General features: G+C 70.1%; 16 protein-coding genes. 8 read left to right on the forward strand and 8 right to left on the reverse strand.

Annotated elements, in window-relative coordinates; translation table 11 throughout:
* The first annotated feature begins 221 nt into the window (after positions 1 to 221).
* Positions 222 to 1,253 (forward strand): NAD(P)-dependent alcohol dehydrogenase, encoded by a 1,032-nt coding sequence (locus tag KILIM_RS05295; protein WP_006591608.1) that lies wholly within the window; start codon positions 222 to 224, stop codon positions 1,251 to 1,253.
* Between the two features lie 7 nt (positions 1,254 to 1,260).
* On the forward strand, positions 1,261 to 1,920 hold the full coding sequence (locus KILIM_RS05300; protein WP_006591609.1) for a class II aldolase/adducin family protein: 660 nt from the start codon (positions 1,261 to 1,263) through the stop codon (positions 1,918 to 1,920).
* A 263-nt stretch (positions 1,921 to 2,183) separates the two neighbouring features.
* On the opposite strand, the gene KILIM_RS05305 is transcribed toward KILIM_RS05300, so the two are convergent.
* The 6 genes from KILIM_RS05305 to KILIM_RS05330 all read right to left on the reverse strand — a co-directional run bounded on the left by KILIM_RS05305 (position 2,184) and on the right by KILIM_RS05330 (position 10,441).
* Positions 2,184 to 2,705: a MarR family winged helix-turn-helix transcriptional regulator gene (locus KILIM_RS05305; protein WP_006591610.1), complete on the reverse strand. Its 522-nt coding sequence runs from the start codon at positions 2,703 to 2,705 to the stop codon at positions 2,184 to 2,186.
* 79 nt (positions 2,706 to 2,784) lie between these two features.
* The gene (locus tag KILIM_RS05310; protein ID WP_006591611.1) at positions 2,785 to 4,497 is read right to left on the reverse strand and encodes a GAF domain-containing sensor histidine kinase; all 1,713 of its coding nucleotides are present in this window, start codon (positions 4,495 to 4,497) and stop codon (positions 2,785 to 2,787) included.
* On the reverse strand, positions 4,494 to 5,051 hold the full coding sequence (locus KILIM_RS05315; protein WP_006591612.1) for a universal stress protein: 558 nt from the start codon (positions 5,049 to 5,051) through the stop codon (positions 4,494 to 4,496). Before KILIM_RS05315 ends, KILIM_RS05310 begins: the two co-directional genes overlap by 4 nt.
* 168 nt (positions 5,052 to 5,219) lie before the next feature.
* Complete coding sequence (locus tag KILIM_RS05320) at positions 5,220 to 5,930, reverse strand: response regulator (RefSeq protein WP_006591613.1); 711 nt, start codon at positions 5,928 to 5,930, stop codon at positions 5,220 to 5,222.
* Entirely contained in the window at positions 5,927 to 9,076 is a 3,150-nt protein-coding gene (locus KILIM_RS05325) for a bifunctional [glutamine synthetase] adenylyltransferase/[glutamine synthetase]-adenylyl-L-tyrosine phosphorylase (RefSeq protein ID WP_006591614.1), read from the reverse strand. Before KILIM_RS05325 ends, KILIM_RS05320 begins: the two co-directional genes overlap by 4 nt.
* Positions 9,077 to 9,103: 27 nt before the next feature.
* The gene (locus KILIM_RS05330) at positions 9,104 to 10,441 is read right to left on the reverse strand and encodes a glutamine synthetase family protein (protein WP_040562322.1); all 1,338 of its coding nucleotides are present in this window, start codon (positions 10,439 to 10,441) and stop codon (positions 9,104 to 9,106) included.
* A 167-nt stretch (positions 10,442 to 10,608) separates the two neighbouring features.
* Here KILIM_RS05330 and KILIM_RS05335 point away from each other — a divergent pair, with 167 nt between their 5' ends.
* Positions 10,609 to 11,016 carry an SRPBCC domain-containing protein gene (locus tag KILIM_RS05335; RefSeq protein ID WP_006591616.1) on the forward strand — a complete coding sequence of 136 codons (408 nt, stop codon included), beginning with the start codon at positions 10,609 to 10,611 and terminating at the stop codon, positions 11,014 to 11,016.
* A gap of 76 nt (positions 11,017 to 11,092) precedes the next feature.
* Here the strand turns inward: KILIM_RS05335 and KILIM_RS05340 are convergent, their stop codons facing one another.
* Positions 11,093 to 11,287, reverse strand: coding sequence for a hypothetical protein (locus tag KILIM_RS05340; protein ID WP_006591617.1), 195 nt, complete (start codon positions 11,285 to 11,287; stop codon positions 11,093 to 11,095).
* A gap of 184 nt (positions 11,288 to 11,471) precedes the next feature.
* Here KILIM_RS05340 and ppgK point away from each other — a divergent pair, with 184 nt between their 5' ends.
* Entirely contained in the window at positions 11,472 to 12,233 is a 762-nt protein-coding gene (gene ppgK, locus KILIM_RS05345) for a polyphosphate--glucose phosphotransferase (protein WP_006591618.1), read from the forward strand.
* Between the two features lie 6 nt (positions 12,234 to 12,239).
* Here ppgK and KILIM_RS05350 read toward each other — a convergent pair whose 3' ends face one another.
* On the reverse strand, positions 12,240 to 12,911 hold the full coding sequence (locus KILIM_RS05350; RefSeq protein WP_006591619.1) for an MBL fold metallo-hydrolase: 672 nt from the start codon (positions 12,909 to 12,911) through the stop codon (positions 12,240 to 12,242).
* 219 nt (positions 12,912 to 13,130) lie between these two features.
* Between KILIM_RS05350 and KILIM_RS05355 the strand changes: the two genes are divergently transcribed.
* The 4 genes from KILIM_RS05355 (at position 13,131) to KILIM_RS05370 (ending at position 16,420) form a co-directional block, all read left to right on the forward strand.
* Positions 13,131 to 13,730 (forward strand): hypothetical protein, encoded by a 600-nt coding sequence (locus KILIM_RS05355; RefSeq protein WP_006591620.1) that lies wholly within the window; start codon positions 13,131 to 13,133, stop codon positions 13,728 to 13,730.
* 75 nt (positions 13,731 to 13,805) lie between these two features.
* Positions 13,806 to 15,263, forward strand: coding sequence for a GuaB1 family IMP dehydrogenase-related protein (locus KILIM_RS05360; protein ID WP_006591621.1), 1,458 nt, complete (start codon positions 13,806 to 13,808; stop codon positions 15,261 to 15,263).
* A 231-nt stretch (positions 15,264 to 15,494) separates the two neighbouring features.
* A complete protein-coding gene (locus KILIM_RS05365; RefSeq protein WP_040562323.1) occupies positions 15,495 to 15,977 on the forward strand; it encodes a hypothetical protein in 483 nt (160 codons plus the stop codon).
* Positions 15,978 to 15,994: 17 nt separating this feature from the next.
* Entirely contained in the window at positions 15,995 to 16,420 is a 426-nt protein-coding gene (locus KILIM_RS05370; RefSeq protein ID WP_006591623.1) for a hypothetical protein, read from the forward strand.
* The last annotated feature ends 152 nt before the right edge of the window (positions 16,421 to 16,572 follow it).

The following is a 16,572-nucleotide window of genomic DNA, read 5'->3' on the forward strand; positions in this document are numbered from 1 at the left end:
GGAGCTTGCGTAGCTCTCGCCCGAAGCGGAGTCGAGGAAGAGTCGTCAAACAGCTACGACCTCTGACGAAGAGTCGTCAAACAGACACGACCGTGATCTGTGCGGGCCGCACCAGGGCCCCTGACCTGCTTGCCGCAGGTTGGGGGCCCTTGGCGTGCCGCGGCGGGGCGGCTGGTGGTTCGATGGGGGCAACTCACCCCCTCGTCGCTAAGGAGTGCCCAATGACGGCGTCAACCACCACGATGCGGGCCAGCGTGCTGCATCCGGATCTGTCGATCACGCTCGAGGCGCTGCCGGTGCCGGAACTGGCGGCGGACGAGGTGCTCGTGCAGGTCGGTGCAGTCGGGGTGTGCGGCTCCGACGTGCACTACTGGAAGCACGGGCGGATCGGCGACTTCGTCGTCGAGACCGACCTCATTCTCGGCCACGAGCTGGGCGGGCGCATCGCCGCGGTCGGCACCGACGTCGACGAGAGCCGGATCGGTCAGCGAGTGGCCGTCGAGCCGCAGCGCTCGTGCCGGGTGTGCGAGTACTGCAAGTCGGGCCGATACAACCTGTGCCCGAGCATGGAGTTCTACGCGACCCCGCCGATCGACGGCGCGTTCTGCGAGTACGTCACGATCCAGGCCGACTTCGCGCACCCGATCCCCGACGAGGTCAGCGACGCGGCCGCCGCGATGCTGGAGCCGCTGTCGGTGGGTATCGCCGCGGCCCGCAAGGCGAACCTGCAGCCGGGGCAGAGCGTGTTCATCGCCGGCGCCGGGCCGATCGGCATCATCCAGGCGCAGGTCGCCCGGGCGTTCGGCGCGGCCCGCATCATCGTCTCCGACCCGGCGGCGCCGCGCCGCGAGTTGGCGTTGAGGTTCGGCGCGACGCAGGTCGTCGACCCGATGACGACGGACATCACGACCGCCGGCTACAACGTCGATGCGTTCATCGATGCCGCCGGCGTGGCTCCGGCCGTCGTCTCCGGCATGTACACGGTCAAGCCGGGCGGGTCCGTCGTCCTCGTGGGCATGGGCGCGGACGAGATCGCCCTGCCGATCCCGCTCATCCAGAACTACGAGCTCAACGTCACCGGCATCTTCCGCTACACCGACACGTGGCCGCTGGGCATCCATCTGGTCGCGAGCGGGGCCGTCGACCTCGACGCCCTCGTGACGAGCTCCTACGGACTCGACGAGGCGCCGACGGCGCTCGATCGTGCGGGGGCTCCGCAGGAGCTGAAGGTCGTCGTCCGGCCGGGCGAGTAGGCGCGCGATGCTGCTGCGGGCGCAGCGGGAGGCGGTGGCCCAGGCATGCCGGCGGCTGCGCCGCGAGGGCCTGGTCGTGGGGACGGCCGGGAACGTGTCGGTGCGCGCGGGCGACCTGGTGGCCGTCTCCCCCAGCGGCGTGGACTACGAGGAGTTGACGGCCGATGACGTCGGGGTGCACGACCTGGCCGGGGCTGCCGTCGAGGCGCCGCTGAAGCCTTCCAGCGAGTTGCCCCTGCATCTCGCGGTCTACCTCTCCACAGATCACTGTGCGATCGTGCACACACACGCGCCGGCCTCGACCGCGTTGTCGACCGTCGTCGAGGTGCTGCCCGCCGGGCACTACTACACCGCGATGTTCGGCGGCCCGGTGCGGGTGGCGCCGTACGCGACCTTCGGTTCGGACGAGCTGGCGGAGCACGTCGCCGCCGCCCTCCGCGGGCGGACCGCAGCGCTCATGAGCAACCACGGCGCGGTGCTCGTCGGCGCGGACCTGCCGACCGTCCTGGAGCGCACCGCCTACCTGGAGTACATCTGCCAGGTGCAGTTGCTCGCCGCGGCGTATCCGGCGCCGCAGCGGGTGCTGACGCAGGAGGAGATCGACAAGGTCGCCGGGCTGATCGCCGGCTACGGGCAGACGTCGACGAGCCACCGCGCTGGTGGGTAGACGCTGGTGGGTAGACCGCCCGGGTTCCGGCGCCGGGACCCGGGCGGTCGTTGTGCACCCCGAGTTCGCGCGGTTTCAGGACCCACGCGTGTCGGCAACGACGTCCACGACGTCCGTCCTGTTCCCTTCCATGTATCTAATCGTGCCCCCTCGTATGCATCGTGACCTGCGACGATGCCCTCTTGGAGCGATCAGACGGCGGTGGCAAAACGGGTTCGCTTCCCTCTCAGGGCAACCCGCGCGGGCCCCGGTGACGACCGCGTTCAGCGGTCCGGTGCCCCGGCAATCTCAGCGCCGGGATCGATCTGGGGCATGACTCGGCGCCCCACCGCGACGAACTGCTGCAGGTGCTCGGAGTCGAGGTGGTCGAAGAAGATCTCCCGCACCCAGGCGACGTGCCCCGGAGCCGTGTCCAGCACTTTGCGCTGCCCCGAGGGAGTCAGCACCGCGTTGGTCGAGCGGCGGTCCTGCGCATCGGTCTCGCGGACGATGTACTCCTTGAGTTCCAGCCGCTTGGCGACATGCGACAGCCGCGACAGCGAGCCCCCGGTCAACATCGCCAGGCGGCTCATCCGCAGTCGGGGCGGTTTCTGCTCGGCCAGCACCGCCAGCACCAGGTACTCGAAGTAGCTGAGGTCGGCGTCGCGCTGCAGTTGCTGTTCCAGCAGAGCCGGGAGTTTGAGCAGGAGCGCGTTGCCTGTCAGCCAGGCCCGCCGCTCCAGCGGATCGAGCCAGGGCGGCTCATCAGCCTCCGGCGCTGGGCGGCTACTGCCTCTGGCTGACATGTCCGGAATGGTAGTGCACGTTGGTCGTTGACCTGTGATTACTCACTCCGGTCAGGTCGACGCTCGAGCGGGTCGGGGGTCACGGCAGCGGTACCCGCCAGCGCAGCAGCGTGCCGGTGGGCTCGCGCGCGACGAGCGCGAACGAGCCGCCGTGTGCGGCCGCCCGCCCGTCGAGGTTGCCCAGGCCGCTGCGGCGCACCGGCTCACCCAGTCCCACGCCGTTGTCCTGGATGGTGACCACGAGGCCGTCGCTCGTGCTGACCCGCACCTGCGCGTCGCTGGCGCGGGAGTGCCGGGCGACATTGGACAGGCCCTCGCGCACGACGGCGACGACATCGTGTTCCAGGTGCGGCGGCACCTCCGAGAGCATGCCCTCGAACGCCAGGTCGGGCACGTAGCCCGCGTGCTCGGCGAACTGCTCCACGAGCGACTCGATCTCGGGACCCAGGCCGCCCTCGGGCAGGTGCTGGTGCAGCTCGAAGATCGCCTCCCGCAGCGTCTTCACCGCGGTGTCCAGCTCGTCGACGACCCCTTCGAGTCGTTCGCGCACGACCGGCTCGACGTGCCGCCCGGCGGCCTGCAGACTCAGCCCCGCGGCGAACAGCCGCTGGATGACGTGGTCGTGCATGTCCCGGGCGATGCGGTCGCGGTCCTCCAACAGTTGGGCGCGGGACCGCTGTCGTTGCGCCCGCGCGGCCTCGATGGCCAGGCCCATCTGTTCGGCGAAGGGGGTCAGCAGGTCCATGGTCTGGGTCGCCTCGCCGCGCCCGTCGGTGGTCCACGCCAACGCGATGAGCCCGACCTCGACCTCCCCGACGGTGATCGGGACGATCGCGCAGGCCCCGAACTCCTGCGCCCCGCCGAGGCGGGCCAGTTCGGCCGCCAACTCCCCCACGTGCCGATCGCCGGGCATCGTCATGAGCAACAGCGGCACCCGCTCCTTGAGCAGGATCGTCCAGCGCGGGCTCATCAGCCGCGCGCCCAGCACCTCCCGACCGTGCTCCGCTCCGGTCTGAGCCCGCACCACCAGCCGGCCGGTCTCGTCGCGCACCGCCAACAGCCCGAGGTGGGCGCCGCCGAGCTCGCGAGCATGCTTGACCATGCGACCCAGGGCCGCGGCCTCGTTGCGCCCCTCCAGCAGCGTCTGCGTGAGTTCGGCCATCACTTCGGCCCACTGCTGGCGTCCCCGCGCCCGGTCGAACAGTTGCGCGTTCTCGATCGCGATCCCGGCCGCGGCGGCCAGGCCCTCCAACACGGTGCCGTCGGCCTCGTCGAAGGGCTGCCCGTCGTTCCGGTCGCACAGGTAGAGGTTGCCGAACACTGTGTCGCGCACCCGCACGGACGCCCCGATGAAGGTGCGCATCGGCGGGTGATGCGGCGGAAAGCCCACCGACTCGGGGTGGTCGCGGATGTCGTCGAGGCGCATTGTCTGCGGATCCCGGATGAGGAGGCCGAGCACGCCGCCGCCGTGGGGCAGGTCGCCGATGCGTTCGCGCTGCTCAGCGGTGAGGCCGTGGGTGATGAAGTCGGCCAGCTGACGGCCCGTGGCGTCCAGCACGCCGAGCGCGCCGTAGCGGGCACCCAGCAGTTCGCAGGCCGAGTGCAGCACCTTGGCGAGCACCGCGGGCAACTCCAGGTCGGAGCTGATCGCCACGACCGCCGAGAGCAGTTGCCCCAGCCGCTCCTGCGCCTGCGTCGCCCCCGCTGCCCGGCGTCGGATCTCGTCCAGCAGATCCTCGATGTCCAGGCCCACCCCGAGCTGGCTGTGGTCGGGCTCCAGTGGTGCGCTCACACCGTCGATGCTAGGTCGCCGGCAGCGCCGGGCACGTACCGCACCGCCAACACGTCGCAGGCCGCGTAGCGCTGGCAGTACGCCGCCAGCTGCGCGGCCCGGCTCATGGAGCGGCGCTCACCGCCCCGACCCCGGCCCGAGGTGCCCGCGGCGCAGGCACGCCGACCGGCGGCTGCCGATGCCCGCCCGCCGGTCTCGGCCTCGATGGGGTCGTCTGCGGCGATGACCAGGATGCCGGCCTCGGCGCTGCGGTCGACGAAGACCGGCCCGGGCTCGCCCTCGGCGACCTCGAAGGTCACGGGCACCCGGGGAAACTCCCGTAGGGCGCGCAGCGCCGCGGTGAAGTTCTTGGAGTCGGAGGCCTCGCGCTCCTCCAGCGCGGTGCCCTCGGGCACGACGTGCAGGAAGCGCACCCGCGCCCCCCGCGCCGCCGCCTCCTGCACGGCAGCGCGCGCGACCTGCTGTGCGCTGCCGCTGTCAAGGAGGCCGGCCACCACATCGCGGGCGACGATGCCGGTGAGGGGCGGGGTGAGCGCCCAATTGCTCCTTGTCATGGCCCCCAGCGTGACTCCGCAAGGGGGCAGTCCCCAGGGCCATAGGTCCCGCCGGGGCGGTCTGGGAGAAAGGCCACAGTGGCCCGCGGCGAAAACGGCGAATAGTCCTGTTGAGCAGGCCAAATGCGGCGCGGCGCCGAATCGATACGACCGCCTCGCGGCCCAGACTCAGGGGCGGTGGTCGCCCAACTGGTCGGCGTGGGTGGCGGCGAAGACGGCGGCCTGGGTGCGCCGCTCCATGCCCAGCTTGGCCAGGATCGCGGTGATGTAGTTCTTCACGGTCTTCTCCGCGAGAAACAACTCGGACCCGATCTGCCGATTTGTCAGACCGTCGGCGACCAGTACGAGAATGCGCCGCTCCTGCGGGGTCAGACTGCGCAGGCGTGGGTCGGTAGCGGTCGGGGACGTGAGGTTCTTCTGGGCGAGTGCGACGGCCTTGGGGTCCAGCAGCGATTCACCCCGGGCGACCCGCCGGATGGTCTCGACGAGGTCGCCGCCGCGGATGTCCTTGAGCAGGTAGCCGGAGGCGCCGGCGAGCACCGCCGCGGTGAGGGCCTGCTGGTCGTCGAAGCTGGTGAGGATCAATCCGCGGATGGAGGGGTCGACGGCGCGGATCTGCCGGCACACCTCGATGCCGGAGCCGTCGGGCAGCCGGGCGTCGAGTACCGCAACGTGCGGTCGCATGGCCGGGATCCGGCGAGCCGCCTCGGTCGCGGTCCCGGACTCACCGACGACCTCGACATCGCTCTCCAACTCGAGCAGCTCTCGCAGCCCGCGACGCACGATCTCGTGATCGTCGACGAGATAGACGCGCACCACCTGGCCGGTCGGACCGCCGCCGCGTTGGCTGGCGGCGTCCGGAGTGCTCGATCCGCTCATGCTCTCGTTCCCTTCCTGGCCGCCGGGGCTCCGTTACCCACGCGCTCGGTCGACTCCTGCCGACCGTAGAACACCCGTTCGGTGACCTCGCGCGCGTGGCGAGCTCGGCGGCTGTAGGTCTCGCCGAGTAGATACCCCTCACCGGGGCCGCCACCGAGGATCCGGTTGGCGCCCTCGGCGTCACGCACGTCGGCCGGGACGGCATCGCTGGACCGACCGCGCCAGAGCATCATCGCATCGCGCACGTCGGAGGCGTACTGCCAGGCCTGTTCGAGTCGCTCTCCGTCGTCGGCATCCAACAGTCCGGCGGCAACCTCCGCGTGCAAAGCCCCCAGGGTAGCGCTGGTGCGCAGGTCGGGATAGGCGTGGGCGTGCTGCATCTGCAGCAACTGCACGGTCCACTCGATGTCGCTGAGCCCGCCGCGACCGAGCTTGAGGTGCCGCCGCGGATCGGCGCCGCGGGGCAGCCGCTCGGACTCCATCCGGGCCTTGAGCCGGCGCATCTCGCGCACCGCTGCGGCATCCAGGCCGTCGGCCGGCCAGCGCAGCGGGTCGATGAGCGTGATGAACTCGGCACCCAACTCGGCGTCGCCGGCCACGGGCCGAGCCCGCAGCAACGCCTGCGCCTCCCACGGTTGGGACCAGCGGTCGTAGTAGGCGGCGTAGCCGCCGATGGTGCGCGACACCGGCCCCGACTTGCCCTCGGGCCGCAGGTCGAGGTCGACCTCCAGGGCGGGATCGGGGCCGGGCAGACCGACGATCCGGCGCATCTCCAGCACGGCGGCACCGACCGCGGCCTGAGCCTCCCGCTCGTCGGCGCCGTCGTGCGGTCGGTGCGCGACGAGCACGTCGGCGTCGGAGGCGTAGCCGCACTCCCGGCCACCGAGGCGCCCCATGCCGATGAGGACGATGTCGGCGGGCACCGGCGAGCGCCGCTCGATCCCGACTTTCTTCGTGGCGATGTAGAGGGCGGCCTCCAGCAGCGCCTCGGTCAGGTCGGTGAGGGCCTCCTGCACGACCTGGGTCGAGACGACTCGCACGAGGTCGGCCAGGGCGATGCGGAACAGCTCCTGGCGGCGGATGACGCGCACGGCCTCGATGGCCGACTCCGCGTCGTCCTTGCGGGCCACTGCGCTGCGCATGGTGCGCAGCACCTGCTCGCGGCTGCGCGGCTGCAGACCGGCGTCCTCGGCCAAGATGCGCACCGACTCCGGGGCGCGCATCAGCAGGTCGGCTGCGTATCGGCTGCGGGCCAGCACGTGCGCCAGCCGCTCGGCGGCCTTGCCCTCGTCGCGCAGCATCTTCATGTACCAGTGGGTGCCGCCGAGCGATTCGGAGAGGCGCCGGAACGCCAGCAGGCCCGCGTCGGGGTCGGCCTCGTCGGCGAACCAGCCGAGCATGACCGGCAGCAATTGCCGCTGGATGGCGCTGGTGCGGCTCGTGCCGACCGTCAGTGCCTCCAGGTGGCGCAGCGCGCCGGCGGGGTCGCGGAAGCCGAGCGCGGACAGGCGTTCCTTGGCCGCCTGCGGGCTCAGGCGCGCGTCGTCCGGCGACAGGCGCGCCGTCGCCGACAGCAGCGGACGGTAGAACAACTGCTCGTGGATGCGGCGCACATCGCGTTTGATGGCCCGCCACCGCTCGTCGAGGTCCCTGATCGGGTCGGCGCGCAGGCCCAGACTGCGACCCAGCCGCCGCAGATCCTCCGGCGAGGTCGGCAGCAGGTGGGTGCGGCGCATCCGCGAGACCTGGATGCGGTGTTCGAGGCTGCGCAGAAAACGGTAGGCACCCTCGAGCCGCGCTGCGTCGTCCCGACCGACGTAGCCGCGGTCGGCCAGGGCGGCGAGTGCCGCCAGGGTGGTCGGCGAGCGCAGTTGGTCGTCGTGCCGGCCGTGCACGAGCTGCAGCAGTTGCACGGAGAACTCCACATCGCGCAGGCCGCCGACGCCGAGCTTGAGCTGCCGCTCGGCCTCCCGGGTGGGCACGTGGTCTTCGACGCGTCGGCGCATGGACTGCACGTCTTCGACGAAGTTCGGGCGGCTCGCGGCCTCCCAGACCATCGGCCCGATCGTCTCCAGGTAGGCGCGACCCACCTCCTGATCGCCGGCGACCAGCCGGGCCTTGAGCAGGGCCTGGAACTCCCACGTCTTGGCCCACCGCTTGTAGTAGCCGGCGTGGCTGGCGACGGTGCGCACCAGCGGGCCCTGCTTACCCTCGGGACGCAGGGCCGCGTCGACGGGCCACAGCGTGCCCTCGGCGGTCGCGGCCGAGCAGGCGCGCATGAGCGTCGTGGCCAGGGTCGTGGCGGCCGCGATGCAGTCGGCCTCGCTCACCGGCTCGCCGGTCGACTCACCGGTCGATTCACCGGGCGACTCCCCCTCCTGCGACGGGGGCGCCGGGGGTTCGGCGACGAAGATGACGTCGACGTCGGAGACGTAGTTCAACTCACGGCCACCGCACTTACCCATGCCGATGACCGCCAGCCGGGCCGCCGCGGCGGCGTCCGGATGCTGCTCACGCGCGATGGCGTGCGCGGCCTCCAGCGCGGCGGCGGCCAGGTCGGCCAGGTCGGCCGCGATGTCGGGCATGACCTGGGCGGGGTCGCTGCAGGTCAGATCGGTGGCGGCGATGCCCAGCAGTTGCTCGCGGTAGCCCAGCCGCAGCGCGTCCTCGGCGCTGCGCTCGCCGCGGGCCGGTGCGCCGACGGCTTGCACCAGGCGTGCCGACCGGGCAGCGGCATCGAGCCGCTGGGCGTGGGCGGCGGCCGGCCAGTGCTGCGGATGCCGGGCCAGGTGGTCACCCAGGGCCGCGGAGGCGCCGAGCACGGCCAGCAGCCGGTCGCGGTCGACGCCGTGCCGGGTGAGCAGCTCGCGCAGCTCCGGCAGCCGCACGTCGGGCGGCGGCCCGTTGGAGGAGGTGGGGCTGGAGCCGTCCGCCGTCTCCAGCATCCGCACCAGCGCCAGCAACGCGAGCACCGGCTCGGCCGTGTAGGCCAGGGCCCGCAGCAGCCCCGTCTCGTCGCGCTCCAGGTCTACCAGCCCGGCCAACACCGGCGACTGCGCCAACGCCAACGCCCGTTTGGAGTTCTCGAAACCCAGCTTGGCCAGCCACGCAATCGGGCTGCTGGACCCTCTCTCGACGACCGCCATCAGTGCTTCGCTCTCAGCGCGCCGTCGTCACAGAACGGGCAGCAGCCGCTCGAGTTCCAGCGGCGTGACCTGCGCCCGGTAGTCCGTCCACTCCCGCCGCTTGTTGCGCAGGAAGACGTCGAAGACGTGCTCGCCGAGCACCTGCGCGACGAAGTCCGAGCGCTCCATGGTCTGGATCGCCTCGTGCAGCGAGGTGGGCAGCGGGTCGATCCCGAGGGCCTGCCGCTCCGCCTCCGTGAGGGCCCAGACGTCGTCCTCAGCCTCCTCGGGCAACTCCAGCTCGCGCTCCACCCCGTCCAGGCCCGCCATGAGCAGCACGGCGAACGCGAGATAGGGGTTGCAGGCGGGGTCCAGGGTACGCACCTCGATGCGCGAACTGTTCTCCTTGTGCGGTTTGTACATCGGCACCCGCACCATCGCACTGCCGTTGTTGTGCCCCCAGCACACGTACGCGGGGGCCTCGCCGCCGCCCCAGAGCCGCTTGTAGGAGTTGACCCACTGGTTGGTGACGGCGGTGATCTCCGAGCCGTGCGCCAGCAGGCCCGCGATGAACTGGCGGGCGACCTTGCTCAGCTGGTAGCGGCCGCCGGCCTCGAAGAAGACGTTGCGGTCACCCTCGAAGAGCGACAGGTGCGTGTGCATGCCCGAACCCTGCGCGGTCGACAGCGGCTTGGGCATGAAGGAGGCGAAGCAGTCCTGCTGCAGCGCGACCTCCTTGATGACCGTCCGGAACGTCATGATGTTGTCCGCGGTCGACAGCGCGTCGGCGTAGCGCAGGTCGATCTCCTGCTGGCCGGGGCCGGTCTCGTGGTGGGAGAACTCCACCGAGATGCCCATCGACTCCAGCATCGTGATGGCCCGGCGACGGAAGTCCTGACCCAGCCCTTGAGGCACGTGGTCGAAGTAGCCGGCCTGGTCGACCGGCTCCGGCGGCTGCCCGGGCTTGATCGGCGTCTTGAAGAGGAAGAACTCGATCTCGGGGTGGGTGTAGAAGCTGAACCCCATGTCGGCCGCCTTGGCCAGCGCGCGACGCAGCACGAACCGCGGGTCAGCGTAGCTGGGGGTGCCGTCGGGCATGAGGATGTCGCCGAACATGCGGGCCGTACCGGGCGGGCTGCCGCGCCAGGGCAACACCTGGAAGGTGCTGGGGTCGGGGCGCACGAGCATGTCGGATTCGGTGATGCGGCTGAAGCCCTCGATGGCGCTGCCATCGAAACCCAAGCCCTCGTCGAAGGCGCCCTCGAGTTCGGCCGGGGCGACGGCCACCGACTTCAACGTGCCGAGCACGTCGGTGAACCACAGGCGCACGAACCGGATGTCGCGCTCCTCGATCGTGCGCAGGACGAACTCTTGTTGACGGTCCATACGATGATCTTGCCGCACCACCCCCAGGCATTGGCGGCTGACCCGGGCGTTTCGTCCCTTGACGTGCGTGACCTGCACCGAACCCATTGCGCGCGGGCCTTTTGGGTGATGTGGTTGGAGGACTTGGCCCGTCGGGACGCCGACGGGCACGCAGCGAGGAGGTTGGCATGACCGTGGAGAATGTCGAAACCGATACAGACTCCAAGCCGGCGGACGTCATCGAAGTCGTCCAGCACGTGCAGCGCCCCATCGGCGAGGTGTGGGGGCGCCTGACGCAGAAGGAAGGCATCGAGGCCTTCCTCGGCGAAGGCGCGACGCTGGGTGACAAGGGGGATGCGTGGCACGCCGGCGACGGGACGTACGGAGTGACGCGTAGCTACCATCCGGAGCAGCAGGTGCGAGTGTCCTGGCACGCCGACGCCGACGCGCCGCCGACGCTGGTCGACCTGCAGATGAGCCAGGAGGGCGAGGGGACCCTGCTCACGCTGCGGCACGAGAATCTGACGCAGGACATGGACCGCGAGGCCCTGGAGCGGCGCTGGGACGCCGCGATGCACCGCCTCACGCAGGTCTGAGTCGGCAGCTGCACGTCGAGGGCCCCGGAGCGTGATGCTCCGGGGCCCTCGTGGCTACTGGGCTAGCGGGTCGCGGTCAGGACTTTTCGCCCTCGCCCCACTCGTTGTACTCGCGGTCTTCCTCGTCCCACGCCTCGGTCTTCTCCTTGGCGGTCTCCAGGGCGCGCTGGGCCTCCTCGCGGGTCTCGTACGGACCCATGAGGTTCTCCCCCGCGGACTTGGTCTCGTCGGGCTCCACCTGACCGGTGCGCACGTTGTACCAGAACGTCATGACAACCTTCCTGCATCGAGGCGACCGCGGGCCGGGGCGGGCCGCGCTGGGCTTCACCGTACCCCCGGTGCGTGCTCGGCGAGGCCGTGCGCGGGCACATGCGGGGACGGGTGGGCCTAGACTGCAGCCCAACTTGAAGTGAAGCAGCGGGCGCGACCCGCGATCGGCGGCGAGGAGTGCAGCGATGACCGAGCAGACCTACCCCCTGGGGATCGACGTCGGCGGCAGCGGCATCAAGGGTGCGCCCGTCGACCTGGGCGCCGGAGCGTTCGCCGCGGAGCGCCTCCGCATCGAGACCCCGCACGACTCCACTCCGCGCAACGTCGTGGACGTCATCGCGCAGGTCGCCGAGCAGTTCGCCGACGCCACCGCGGGACGCGCGATCGGCGTGACCGTGCCGGCGGTCGTGACGCACGGCGTCGTGCGCTCGGCCGCGAACATCGACGACAGCTGGATCGACACGGACGCGGGTGCCCTGCTGCGCGAGAAGCTCGGCCGCCCGGTGACGGTGCTCAACGACGCCGACGCCGCCGGGGTCGCCGAGATGCGCTTCGGCGCCGGCAAGGACGCGCGGGGCACCGTGCTCATCGCGACGCTGGGCACCGGCATCGGCACGGCCCTGTTCGTCGACGGCATCCTCGTACCCAACACCGAGTTCGGGCACCTGGAAATCGACGGCCACGACGCCGAGTCCAAGGCCGCGAACAGCGCCCGGGAGCGCGAGGACCTGTCGTGGAAGGCGTGGGCCAAGCGGCTGCAGCGCTACTTCTCGCACATCGAGTGGCTGCTGTGGCCCGACCTCATCATCGTCGGCGGCGGCGTCAGCAAGAAGGCCGACAAGTTCTTGCCGCTGCTGGACCTACGCGCCCCGATCATCCCGGCGCAACTGCTCAACGACGCCGGCATCATCGGCGCCGCCTACCAAGCGGAGCAAAACGCCCAGTAGCCCTGTTCAGAGGGTGATCGCCGCGCCGCCGGCGATGTCGACGACCTCCAGCCCTTCGACGACTTGGCCGCCGAGGTTGCCGATCTGGCGCAGGTAGAGCTCGCGGCCGGTGGGGCTGAGCAGCCCGTCGTGGATCGGCACGAAGCGGGGCGCGCCGATGCGGCGGACGAAGTCGACGGTCTCCTTCATGGCGCACCAGGGCGCGTTGACCGGTACGCCGAGCACGTCGACCTGCCCGGGGTCGGCGTCGAGGGCGTCGCCGGGGTGAAAGAAGCTCGGCTCGCCGTCGGCGCGCAGCACGACGCCGGTGTTGTCGATGCGGGGGATGTCGACGTGGATGACCGCGTGCTGCTGTCCGACCGGGTCGAGGGTCACTCCCCCGTCGAGGGTCACTGCCTGGCCGCGGACGAGGGTCTCGATGTCGCGGGGCAGGTCGCCTTGGTCGCGCAACTGCCCCGCCGTCTGGGCCTCCAGCAGCACGCGGGCGCCGGGGTTGGCGGCGACCAGCGGCCCGAACCGTTTGGGATCGCAGTGGTCCGGATGCTGATGGGTCACCAGGATCGCGTCGAGGTCACGCAGGTCTTCGAAGCCGTGCGAGAACGCGCCGGGATCGAGCAACACCCGCCGATCCGCGATCTCGACCAGCACGCAGGAGTGTCCGAAGTGAGTCAGGCGCATGTGCCTCACCCTAGCCAGGTGCGGCGTATGAGTCTTCGTGAAGACGTCGCGGGGCCTTGAACACCCGGCCCCTGGCGGAAGGAACCGCAGCATTACCAACCCCAGGCGCAAACTTGACCTCCTGCAGGCTCAACCGACATCGAGTCGCGACCCGAACGCCCCTCCGCAGCCTTACGATTCTTCGACGAGGACAAACTCCCCCGCTTCAGCGAGGAGCCGATGAACGCGATCTCGATGCACAGGCTCGCTCGACGGCCGGGACTGCTTGCCGTTGCCGGGATGCTAGCCCTCAGCGTCGCGGCGTGCGGAACCATGGGAGCCGCAAGAGTTCAGCCCATGGGGAGCAACCCTAGGGGTATGGCCACCACGGTCGACGGCCCTGTCCTTTGGGGAGCCGGAATATGGTGCAGTAACACGGCCAGGGGGGTCGATATCGAAGACGTCATTTGGCAGGAGAACGACGAGATTGACATTGTGGCCTTCTCCGTGCAGAGCTTCGCTCCTTTCGAGAACAGGATGGGACGGATAACGGCGACCCTGGAGAAGGAGTATCCCGACACTTACAACGACCGTACGGTTCGCGGCCGTTGCGACGACGACCCTTCTGACGCTGACTCCGCACAGAACAACGGCGCTCCTTCGAAGGTATTGAGTCAGCTCGTGCTCGAACTGCGTCTGGCGGACCCGACGAAAGTGGGCCACGCCATGGGGTTGCGGGCAAGGACTGCCAGGGGCGTCAGCGCGGCCGAGCCGGTCACGGTCGTCCTGTGCCCCGCCGACATGAAACCGTGCGAAGAGGATTCGTGGAAGAAGCAGTAGCGCATTGACCCGCGCCCGCATCCCCTCCCCTCGCGATTCGGGCGAACCGGGTGATCGCGCCTAGCATGGCCCACCGTGGAGTTTCTCAACGGCCTGGCCCCGACGCACGACCTCACCTACAACGACGTCTTCATGGTGCCCTCGCGCAGCGACGTGGGCTCGCGCCTGGATGTCGACCTGACCACGCCGGACAAGGTGGGCACGAGCGTGCCGCTCATCGCCGCCAACATGACGGCGGTCTCGGGGCGCCGGATGGCCGAGACGATGGCCCGGCGGGGAGCGCTGGCGATCCTCCCGCAGGACATTCCGCTGCCCGCGATCGCCACGTCGATCCGGGAGGTCAAAGCGGCCGATCCGGTGTTCGAGACGCCGATCGTCATCGCGCCGACGGCACCGGTCGCCGAGTTTCTGTCCCTCGTCGGCAAGCGCTCCCACGGGGTGGCCGTGGTGGTCGAGGACGGCCGACCGGTCGGTGTCATCTCCGAGAAGGACTGCCAGGAGGTAGACCGGTACGCGACCGTGGGCGAGGTGATGGTCAGCGAGGTGCTGACCGTCAACCGGGACGCCGACCTGCGGGCGGTGTTCGACCGGATGGCCTCGCACCACCTCGACACGGTGCCGGTCGTCGAGGATGGCGCACTGGCCGGCCTGTTGACGCGGCGCGGCATCCTGCGCTCGACGATCTACCGGCCGTCGCTGGACGCCGACGGCAAGCTCATGGTCGGTGCCGCGGTGGGCATCAACGGCGACGTGCGCGCTAAGGCCGCGGCACTGTTGGAGGCGGGCGCGGACGTGCTGGTCGTCGACACGGCGCACGGGCATCAAGAGAAGATGATCGACGCGCTGGGGGTCGTGCGCGCGGCGCGCGACGAGTTCGCGGCCCAGCACGGCCGGCGGGTGCCCATCGCGGCGGGCAACGTGGTCGCCGCCGACGGGGCGCGCGATCTGGCCGAGGCCGGCGCGGACATCGTCAAGGTCGGGGTCGGCCCAGGCGCGATGTGCACGACCCGGATGATGACCGGCGTGGGTCGCCCGCAGTTCTCTGCGGTACTGGAGTGCGCTGCTGCGGCCAAGGAGTCGGGCGCCAGCGCGTGGGCCGACGGTGGCGTGAAGTACCCCCGCGACGTTGCGTTGGCCCTGGCCGCGGGGGCGGCGAGCGTCATGATCGGCTCGTGGTTCGCGGGCAGCTACGAGTCCCCCGGCGACCTGCAACGCGGCAGCGACGGCCGGCTATTCAAAGAGTCCTTTGGGATGGCCTCAGCCCGGGCCGTGCGCAACCGCACCCGCGACGCCGGAGCCTTCGACCGGGCCCGCTCAGCCCTGTTCGAGGAGGGCATCTCCAGCGCCCGCATGTACCTGGACCCCGAGCGCCCCGGTGTCGAGGACCTGCTCGACCAGATCGTCTCCGGGGTCCGCAGCGCCTTCACCTATGCCGGCGCCAAGACCATCGGCGAGTTCGGCTCCCGCGCCGTCGTCGGCCTCCAGTCCAGCGCCGGCTACGACGAAGGCCGCCCCCGCCACACCTCCTGGTAACGGTAGAGCGGGCCCGCGCGAGGCATCCAGGGGGACGAATGGCCCGATTACGCCACCGCGCTCAGGTCAGCGGAAGTGTCGCCGATCACTTCAGGTGTCCGATCCCGTCGCAGAAAGGACCATCGTGGTCGCTCGTTCCAGACTGTCCGCCGTCGTCGCTACCGCCGTCCTCGCCGGGGGGGTCTCCTAGCTCCCGCGGCCCACGCCGAGCCAGCGCCCCCAGCGCCTGAGGTGTCGACCGCACCCGCCCCGGCGCGCCCCACTCCCGCCCCGCTGGCCGAGCTCGAAGGTGCCAAGAACGCCACGGCCAGCACAGCTGGCTACTACGAGCACATGAACGTCGTGTCGACGAACATGCACATCTACAACTTCTGGAACGAATCGCCCAAGTTCGGCGCCCCCGCCGGGACTGCCTCCGCGCCGCTGGCCGGCGTCGCGTGGGAGCACAAGACCTACACCTACAACACCAGCTACCCAGGACGCTTGGAAATTCAGCTCTGCTCGGACGTGCCACGTCGCTGCTACGACGTCAGCAACCACCCTGAGGCGTGGTTTACCGCCTACAACGACCTGGATGCCGCCACCACAAAGTTCCTCTTCCGATACCGCTGGTACAACGCCTCACGACCTGACAACGGCCGCATCTATGACCCCTGGGTCGGGGCCGGCGCAAAGCCCTTCGTCACTGCCTCTGCCGCCGCCTGGTGGGACTGAGCGAGTAAGGAAGAACGATGACCTCAGACTTCTCCGTGGCCAGAATCCGCCAGACTGAACCGATGGCTCTGACGCCACCCAGCGGTGTACGCAAGGCAATCTACGAATCTGCTTCGTACGGACCGCTCTTGGAGAGCGACAAGCGAATGCTCGAAGAATTCTCGGGCATGGAGTTCGATTGGCCGCCAGTTTCTGGCGGGGCGTTTCCTGGCGATGCCGTCGGCATTGCCTTGATCCGCAAGGGCCAATTGCAAGACGGAGCCCGCTTGGGCAGCGGTGACCTGATGTCTGCGATGAGCCGCCTCCAGAGTGTGTACCAGCGGATGAACGGCAGCGGCATCTTCACTGACGAGTTCATGACTTACGTCGCGCAACGCTCTGCCGACTCCCCCGCCGCCTTCAGCCAACTCGCACGCCTGACAGGTCGGGACATCTACGCCTGACCGTCATCCCTCCTCGTCAACGCCCGGAAGTCTGACGTCAGCGGCGTATTGACGCCGACGGGACACAGCTCACCGGGACGGGACACAGCAAAGCCCGACGGGACATGCCTGCTCAGGTGTGTCTCGTCGGGTTCTACTGTGTCCCGTCGCGA

Origin of the sequence: Kineosphaera limosa NBRC 100340 (assembly GCF_000298215.1) — a bacterium.
Lineage (GTDB): Bacteria > Actinomycetota > Actinomycetes > Actinomycetales > Dermatophilaceae > Kineosphaera > Kineosphaera limosa.